We start from the raw sequence: 8,771 nt of genomic DNA on the forward strand, positions 1-8,771 counted from the left end.
ATCTCGCCATCAAGCATCTGGCGATCGACCAGGGGCGCATCAATTTCGACGACCGGTTGATGTCGCAGCCCACCACGCTCGGGCTGACCGACCTGACCGTGACGCTCGATGATTTTTCCACCCTCGCGAAGCCCCCGGCGCGCTACACGCTCAAGACGGCATTCGAGCATGGCGGCGCGCTCGCAGTGTCGGGCAAATTCACTCTGTCCGGCCAGCACGCCGACGCCACGCTCGCCCTGAGCGACCTCTCGCTGCCGACATTGCAGCCCTACGTGGCGAACGCGGTGGCCGCGCGTGTCGACGATGGGTCGCTCGGTGCCAATTTGCCGCTGCAAGTGGACTGGTCCAGACCGCAAGCGTCGATCGTGGTCGGCGCGGGCAGTGTCACCTTGAAGTCACTCAAGCTCGTGCCGAATGGGAACACAAGCGGGAACGCGAACGCGGCGCCGATCGCGTTGGCAACAGCTGACGTCCGCATCCAGAAAATCGACGTGGCCGGGCGCACGGCGGCGCTCGACAGCGTGGTGCTCAACGGACTTTCCGTCGATGCCAAACGCCTGAAGGACGGCACAATCGATCTTGCGGCGCTCGCCGGGCCGCACGAGACCGCGCCGGAAGCCAGCGCCACGCACAAGGTGCAAAAGGCGAACGAGGCCGGTCCGGCCTGGCGCTATGAGATTGCGCAGATTTCACTTAACGACGGCAGCGTCGGTTTCATCGACGACAGCATGCCTAAGCCGGTGAGCTTGCGCATCGCTCCGCTGCAAATCGGCGTGCAGCACGTATCGGACGACCTGACGAAGCCGCTTGCCATCGACGGGAAATTAACCCTCAACGGCAAGGGTGCGATGGGCGTGAACGGCACCTTGACGGTGAAGCCGTTGAGTCTCGCGCTTCATCTCGATGCAAACCAGCTCGACGCGTCCGCATTCGAGCCGTATTTCGGCAACAAACTAAACGCGTCGATCGCCAGCGCGGCGTTGAGCGCGAACGGCGATGCGTCGCTGGCGGGCGAGGGGCGCACGCTCAAGGCGGGTTACAAAGGCGATGTGTCGTTATCGGATGTGCGGCTGGTGGATAGGGTGAGTTCGCAACGGCTGGCCGGCTGGAAGCTGCTTGGCTTGAGCAAAGTCAAAGCAAGTTATGACGCGAAAGGCGCGGACGTTGAGGCGGCACGCGTCACGTTTGCAAATTTCTACGGCCGCGTCCTGCTCGATTCCCAAGGCAAGCTCAATCTGCGCGACATCGTCGTAAAGGACAAGGGACCGGTTCAAGCCGCAGCCGCCACGCCGGCGCCCAAAGAGGCCGCCACGCCCGCTGCTTCCACCGCACCGAAAGCCGCCTCGTCCATCAATTTTCGCTTCGGCCAGCTCGTGCTGCAAAACGGCAGCGTGACCTACGCCGACAACTTCATCAAGCCGAATTTCTCCGCCGACCTGGTGGGAATCACGGGAACGATCGGCGCGTTCGGCACACATTCGACCACGCCCGCGCCCGTCGATGTCGCCGCGAAACTGGCGGCGAATGGGCCGGTGTCCATCAAGGGCACGGTGAATCCGCTCATCGACAAGCCGTCGCTCGATTTGACGGCCAGCGCGCACGACGTGGAGTTGCCGAACATCTCGCCGTACTCGGCCAAATACGCCGGCTATCCGATCACGAAAGGCAAGTTGAATGTGGACCTGCACTACATGCTCGCCGACGAAAAGCTCACCGCGAACAATCACTTGTTCATCGACCAGCTCACGTTCGGCGATCACGTCGAGAACACCACAGCGACGAAGTTGCCGGTGCGCCTCGCGGTGTCGCTGCTCAAAAATTCGCGCGGCGAAATTGACGTCAACATCCCGATCTCCGGGTCGCTGTCGAACCCTGAATTCTCCATTGGCGCACTGGTCTGGCAAGCCGTGCTGCACTTGATCGAGCGCGCCGTGACGGCGCCGTTCTCGCTGCTGGCGAATGCGTTCGGCGGCAAGGGTGGCGAGGAACTGGGCTACGTGGAGTTCGATCCGGGCTCGGCCGTTCTCAGCGACGCCGCCACGCAAAAGCTCGACGCCATCGCGAAGGCGTTGGCCGACAAGCCGTCGGTCGAGCTCGACATCTCGGCGCGGGTGGATCCGGCCATCGACGGACCCGGTCTGCGCGCGGCTTACGTCGACCGTCAGGTGCGTCTCGCGAAAATGAAGGATTCCGGCGACGACAATCCGACCGTGAATCCGTCGAGCGTTCCCGTTTCCGCCGATGAATACAGCAAGCTCTTGACCAAGGCGTACAAGAGCGCGGATTTCAAGAAGCCGACCAATTTCGTCGGCCTGACCAAGACCGTGTCCGATGCCGACATGAAGCAAGCGCTTGCAGACAACGCACCCGTGGACCAGGCGGCGCTCAACACGCTGGCACAGAAGAGAGCGACGGCGGTACAACAGTATCTGGAGGGCAAGATAGACAGCAAACGCATCTTTATTGTGGCCCCGCATCTCAATGCCGACGGCATAACCGACAAGGGCGCTACAACCCGCGTCGATTTCGGGTTGAAGTAGCCGCAGCGCGGCCCGGCGCGCGGGGTCGGCACGGGCTATGCCGCGCATTCGCGGGTCCCGTCGCACGTTCTGACTTCGGCATTCTTACGAATACCGCGCTACACTCATCTTAATAAAGCGGCGATGCGGACCGGCTCCCCGGACGGGGCGTGGAAACGGTGCCAATGGTTGTAATCGTCACACCTATTACGGCGCGCACGACACGCATAGCGGCCGCAATTTCGTGGGTTCTCGTGACACGAGAGAAACCCGCAAAGCTTGTCTGAAGGAGCCACTGCGTCGGACGCACATTTGCCTTCGTCGCACGGCATGCTGGAACCTGTTGGCGCTCGTCGGCAACTCGTTGGCAAGTTTAAGCAACCCACATCCGAACCCAGCGCTGCAACCTTGCAGGAGAAACTCATGCTGCTGCATGAACTGGCCGACCGGTATGGTGCGGCAATTGTATTTTGCAATGTGCTGGGCTCCGCGCTCGGCCTCCCCGTGCCCGCCATGCCGACGCTGATCGTGGTGGGCGGATCGGTCGCCATGATGGGCCATATGGGCCAGCCCCTGATCCCGCATCTCGTGCTGATGCTGGGCGTCGCCGTGGTGGGCGGCGTGCTCGGCGATTTCGTCTGGTTCCAGGGCGGGCGGCGCTACGGCGATCGCACGCTCAAGACAATCTGCAAGCTGTCGCTGTCGCGCGATACATGCGTCAAGAAAACCGAGCGGTTCTTCGGCCGCTGGGGTGTTCGCGTGCTGCTCGTCGCCAAGTTCATTCCGGGTTTGTCGCTTGTGTCCGTGCCGCTTGCCGGCGCCATGGGCGTACGCGCACGTTCGTTCATCGCGCATGACGGCCTGGGGGTGGCGCTATGGGCCGCGGTGGGCCTGGCCGTTGGCGTCGTGTTCGCGGCTGAGCTCGACATGGTGTTCGCCTTCATCGCGCAACTTGGGAGGCAGGCGCTAATCGTCGTGGCGATTGCGCTGGCCTTGTACGTGGCGTATCGCTACTGGCGCCGGACGATGCTGATGAAGACCCTGGAGACCGCGCGCATCACCGTTGGCGAACTCTACGCGCTGATGGAAAACGAACCGGTGCCCGCCATCTTCGATATCCGGTCGAGCGAAAAGCGCATGCTCGATCCTTTTGTGATTCCCGGCACCGTTTTCGCCGATGAGCGGGAGTTGCAGAAGATCGTGCAGGATTACGACCCGGACCGCAAGCTGGTCATTTACTGTTCCTGTCCGAACGAGGTATCGGCGGCGTGGATGGCGAAGGCCTTGCGCAATGCCGGCTTCAAGGACGTGATGCCGCTCACCGGCGGTCTCGACGCCTGGCGTCTCGCCGGCCTCGAACTCAAGCCGCTCACCGAGTTCGGCGGCGCGCGCGAAGACCTCGGCGAAATGGCCGCCATGTGCCCGTGGCCGGTCAAGGCATCGGCCGGGAGTAAGAACGCCGGTCAAAACGTCTTGCACGACGCTGTATTTCTGCATGGGGACCGTCACGCATGAGTACTACGCCGGAAGACCCGCAGCACGACTGGAGGATCCATTCGATGCCCGTGGCGCAGGAAGATCTCAATTCGATCACGAATGAAGGTAGTGCCGCTGATGCGGGGCCGTCCGAGCGCGCAGACGCACCGTTTTCACCTCTCGAAAGCCGCGTTCACCAGATGCATCCCCGTCTCAGCGATGACGAGATCGAGCGCATGCGGCGCTTTGGGATCGTGAAGCACTTTCGTACGGGCGAGTTGATGTTCGAGACCGGTGTTCGGAGTCCGGGCATGTTCGTGGTCCTCCAGGGGCGGATTCGGATTACGCGGCGTGACGGCCTAGGCCACGTGAACGTGGTCGTGGAGCACAAGCCGGGCCATTTCGTGGCGGAAGTCGGCCAGTTGTCGGGCAAGCCCGCTCTCGTCGACGGACACGCAATGGAAGACGTGGAAGCGATCGTCATCGCCCCGGACCGTCTGCGCGCGTTGCTCGTGGCCGAGGCGGAACTGGGCGAGCGGATCATGCGCTCGCTGATCCTGCGGCGCGTCGGGCTGATCGAGAAAGGCAGCGGTCCGGTTCTCGTGGGAAAGTCCGACGATGCCCGGCTCGTCTCGCTGCAAGGGTTCCTCAGCCGCAACGGTTATCCGCATACCGTGATGAACGCAGCGACCGACCCCGAGGCGATTGCGTTACTTGAACGCATGACCACGTCGAAGGCCGACTTTCCGCTGGTGATCTGCCCGGACGGCACGATCCTGCGCGCCCCCGATGAAAACCAGTTGGCGTCCCTGCTCGGCTGGTTGCCGGAATTCGATCCGGCTCATATCTACGATGTAGCAGTTGTTGGCGCCGGGCCGGCGGGACTGGCGACGGCCGTGTATGCGGCGTCGGAGGGATTGTCGGTGGCGGTGTTCGACTGCCGCGCGCCGGGTGGCCAGGCGGGCGCGAGTTCGCGGATCGAAAACTATCTCGGCTTTCCGACCGGTATCTCGGGTCAGGCGCTCGCTGGACGGGCGTTTGTCCAGGCGCAGAAGTTCGGCGCGCACATCGCGATTCCGACCCAAATCAAGGCGCTCCATTGCGATTGCACGCCGATCCAGATTGAGTTGATGAACGGCACGCGCGTCTCGTCGCATACGGTTGTGATCGCGACGGGCGCGGCGTATCGGCGGCCGGCAATCGAGGGGCTCGAAAAGTTTGAAGGACGTAGCACGTACTACTGGGCGTCACCGGTCGAGGCGAAGCTGTGCAAAGGGGCCCAAGTCGCGCTGGTGGGCGGTGGCAACTCGGCGGGACAGGCCGCGGTCTATCTCGCGTCGCACGCTTCGCATGTGCACGTGCTGATACGCGGCCCCGGGCTCGCGGCGAGCATGTCGAAGTATCTGGTGGACCGGATTGCGTCCTTGTCCAACGTGACGCTTCATACGCATACCGCGATCGCGTCGCTGGAAGGCGATGGGCGTACCTTGACCCGTTTGCATTGCAAGACACCCGAGGGCCCGCTCGCGCTCGATGTGTGCCATCTGTTCATGTTCACGGGCGCCGATCCGAATACGGCATGGCTCAAGGGTTGCAACGTCAGCACGGACAGCAAGGGCTTTGTATTGACCGGACCGGCCGCCAATGGCTGTCGCGGGGACAATGCGCCGAGCCTGGAAACGAGCGTGCCGGGCGTGTTTGCGATTGGCGACGTGCGGGCTGCATCGACCAAACGTGTGGCTGCGGCGGTGGGAGAGGGCGCGGCCGTCGTGTCTCAGATTCACGGCTTGCTGGCAATGCGCCAGGAACTCGCGCTCAATGCCGGCGCGGTGGAATAACGGCTTGACCGGGGGCGGCGGCGAACAGGAGCGTGAACTCGATCCAGCCGTCCGTCGAACAGGTTGCCGATGCCGTGCCGCCGTGGCGTTTCATGATCGCTTGCACGATCGATAGTCCGAGTCCGCTCGATTCCGTGAATTCGCTGCGCGCTGCGTCGCCGCGATAAAACCGGTCGAACAGGCGTTCGAGTTGCTCGGGCGCAACCGGCTTGCCCTGGTTGCCGATGACGAGTTGCGCCGCACCGCTTGCATCTTCGTGCCCGTCTAGCCGGATCACCGTGCCGGGTTGCGCATAGCGCACCGCGTTCACCACGACATTGCTGATGGCGCGCCGGCTCATGATGGCGTTGGCGAACATCTCTCCGCTGGCTTCTACTTCGAAGCGCAGATTGCGTTCATCGGCGATGCCTTCGAAATACGTCGCAATGGTTTCCAGTTGTTCCTGGATATTCAACGTGGAGCGCTCATCCTGTTGCCGCTCGTGATCGGCTTGCGCCAGGAACAGGATGTTTTGTGCGATGCGCCCAAGCCGTTCCAGTTCCTCCAGATTCGATTCCAGAACGGATTTGTATTCGGTCTCGCTTCGTGCATGCGCGAGCGTGACCTGAGTCTGTCCGATCAGGACGCCGATCGGTGTACGCACCTCATGCGCGAGATCGGCAGAAAACTGGACAAGCCGCTCATAGCCGCTCGACAAGCGGTCAAGCATCGCGTTAAACGAAGCGGCGAGGCTTTGCAGTTCGGTCGGCGCGTTCTTGACGTCGAGTCGTTCGGACAACGTATCAGGGGTGATGTCGGCGGCTTTATCGGCCATTTTTCGCAAGGGCATGAGGCCGCGGCTCGATACCCACCAGGCGAGCAACGCCGTGATCAGCACCGCGCTTACCACGGTGATCCACACGCGCACGAGATACGCCGACAACACGTGCGCCTCCTGCGTCATCACGTGCGCCGCGACGATCTCGACGACCTCGCCGCTATCGCCGACTTGCGCTTGCGCCGCGATCCAGCGCATGCGTACGCCGTCGGCGCGGGTTCCTTCATAGAGTGAATCCAGTCCGACCGCGCGTTGCACTGGCACGGGCACGAGCGGCGGCAGCGGCATGTGTTCCGGGTTCACGTTGATGAAGGGCGCGACGCCGGGGCGACGAAAAATGATCACGTCCTGGAAATCGCCCAGCATGGTCTCGAACAGACGCGGCCGCGCTTCGATCTCCTTGATCGTGTAGAGATCGTGCAGCAGCGAGCGGAAGTGTTCGACCCGCGCGATCAGCTGATAGTCCGCGCGTGCGGACAGCGTGGCGCTGGTTGCGTGGTACAGCGACATGCCGACCATGCTCACCACCGCGCACACGATCAGCGCGAAGAGGCACGTAATCTGGACGACCAGCGAGCGCGAGCGCCAGGGTGTGCTCAATGCGCTCAATGCGACTCCCCTGACGCGCCGAACGAATAGCCGATACTGCGAACCGTATGAATCAGCTTGATTTCGAAGGGTTGATCGAGTTTCGCGCGCAGGCGCTTGATGGCGACATCGACCACGTTGGTGTCGCTGTCAAAGTTCATGTCCCACACCTCCGACGCAATCAGCGTACGTGACAACGCTTCACCCTGACGCTTGCAAAAGAGATGCAGCAGCGCGAATTCCTTGTTCGTCAACGCGATGTCGGTTCCCTGGCGGCTCACCTTGCGGCGCAGGACATCGACATGAAGATCGGCGATTTGAAACGTGTCCGATTCGCGCACGATGCCGCGTCGAAGCAACGTGCGGATGCGCAGCACGAGTTCGGTGAACGAGAACGGCTTGACGAGGTAGTCGTCCGCGCCGAGTTCGAGGCCGTGAATGCGGTCGCTGACATGGTCGCGCGCGGTCAGGAAAATCACCGGCAAGTCACGCTTGGCCCGCAGCGCCTGCATGATCTGCCAGCCGTCGAGACCGGGCAGCATCACGTCGAGCACGATCAGCTCGTACGGATGCGCCAGCGCCTGATGCAAGCCGTCGGCGCCATTGCGAATCAGGTCGACCTGATACCCGGACTCGGTGAGCCCCTTCTTCAGATAATCGCCGGTCTTGCGGTCGTCTTCTATCACCAGGATGGTCATTGCTGCACGTGCCCAAAGGCGGGAATCAGGAACAGTGTCCATTCTATCGACGCGCTTGCAGTGCACCGCGAAGATGACAAAAAAGTCATTGTCGTGTCATGCGCCGCTCAGAAGGGGCTGGCTAAGATGATTGCTATACGATGGCGCGTCCGATGGACACCGGACCCTGTTGCAAACCCACCCATCATCCGACGAGGCGAGTTTGACTCAACCTTCGATTCAAGCTGGTGCACCTGCCAGAATCGCTGCCACGATCCAGCCCGGCTGGGTTCGCGTCACGCACTGGCTCAACGCTTTCGCGGTAGTGATCATGGTCACGAGTGGCTGGCAGGTGTACAACGCCTCGCCGATCTTCCCGCCGCTGGTTTTTCCGGCGAGCATCACGCTGGGCGGCTGGCTTGGCGGCGCGCTTCTATGGCACTTCGCCGCGAGGTGGCTGCTCGTTGCGAACTTCCTCGCTTATGTGGTGCTGAACATTGTGTCGGGGCGTTTTCGCCGCAAGCTGTTTCCGCTCAGCTTGAAAAGCCTGATCGGCGACGTGCGCGCGGCGCTCACCGGCAAGCTCGGCCATGACGATCTTTCGCGTTACAACGCGGTGCAAAAGGCGGCGTATCTTGCGGTGATCCTGGACATTGTGATTGTGATTCTCTCTGGTCTCGCGATCTGGAAATCGGTTCAGTTTCCGTGGTTACGCGATGTCATGGGTGGCTACGACAACGCGCGCAAAGTGCACTTCTTCGCGATGAGCTTCCTGGTTGCGTTCTTCGTGGTGCACGTGGTGATGGTAGCGCTCGTCCCGCGTTCGTTGTTGCTGATGATTCGGGGTCGCTGAGCA

The 8,771-nt window shown here is 62.2% G+C and carries 6 protein-coding genes; 4 read left to right on the top strand and 2 right to left on the bottom strand.

What is annotated here, in order from left to right:
- The 3 genes from WCA53_RS27825 to WCA53_RS27835 all read left to right on the top strand — a co-directional run.
- Nucleotides 1-2,540: DUF748 domain-containing protein (locus WCA53_RS27825; RefSeq protein ID WP_423918456.1), on the top strand; the 2,540-nt coding region annotated here is incomplete at its 5' end.
- Between the two features lie 405 nt (nt 2,541-2,945).
- Entirely contained in the window at nt 2,946-4,034 is a 1,089-nt protein-coding gene (locus WCA53_RS27830) for a DedA family protein/thiosulfate sulfurtransferase GlpE (protein WP_423918474.1), read from the top strand.
- Nucleotides 4,031-5,833, top strand: a complete 1,803-nt coding sequence (locus WCA53_RS27835; RefSeq protein ID WP_423918459.1) for an FAD-dependent oxidoreductase — start codon at nt 4,031-4,033, stop codon at nt 5,831-5,833. Before WCA53_RS27830 ends, WCA53_RS27835 begins: the two co-directional genes overlap by 4 nt.
- Here the strand turns inward: WCA53_RS27835 and WCA53_RS27840 are convergent.
- Complete coding sequence (locus tag WCA53_RS27840; RefSeq protein ID WP_423918463.1) at nt 5,811-7,259, bottom strand: heavy metal sensor histidine kinase; 1,449 nt, start codon at nt 7,257-7,259, stop codon at nt 5,811-5,813. The two genes, WCA53_RS27835 and WCA53_RS27840, sit on opposite strands and share 23 nt — an antisense overlap.
- Nucleotides 7,256-7,936 carry a heavy metal response regulator transcription factor gene (locus WCA53_RS27845; RefSeq protein ID WP_423918468.1) on the bottom strand — a complete coding sequence of 227 codons (681 nt, stop codon included), beginning with the start codon at nt 7,934-7,936 and terminating at the stop codon, nt 7,256-7,258. The genes WCA53_RS27840 and WCA53_RS27845 overlap by 4 nt, the downstream gene beginning before the upstream one ends.
- 169 nt (nt 7,937-8,105) lie before the next feature.
- Here WCA53_RS27845 and WCA53_RS27850 point away from each other — a divergent pair, with 169 nt between their 5' ends.
- Nucleotides 8,106-8,768 carry a cytochrome b/b6 domain-containing protein gene (locus WCA53_RS27850; protein ID WP_423918471.1) on the top strand — a complete coding sequence of 221 codons (663 nt, stop codon included), beginning with the start codon at nt 8,106-8,108 and terminating at the stop codon, nt 8,766-8,768.
- The last annotated feature ends 3 nt before the right edge of the window (nt 8,769-8,771 follow it).

Origin of the sequence: Caballeronia sp. (genome assembly GCF_049581465.1) — a bacterium.
Classification (GTDB): domain Bacteria; phylum Pseudomonadota; class Gammaproteobacteria; order Burkholderiales; family Burkholderiaceae; genus Caballeronia.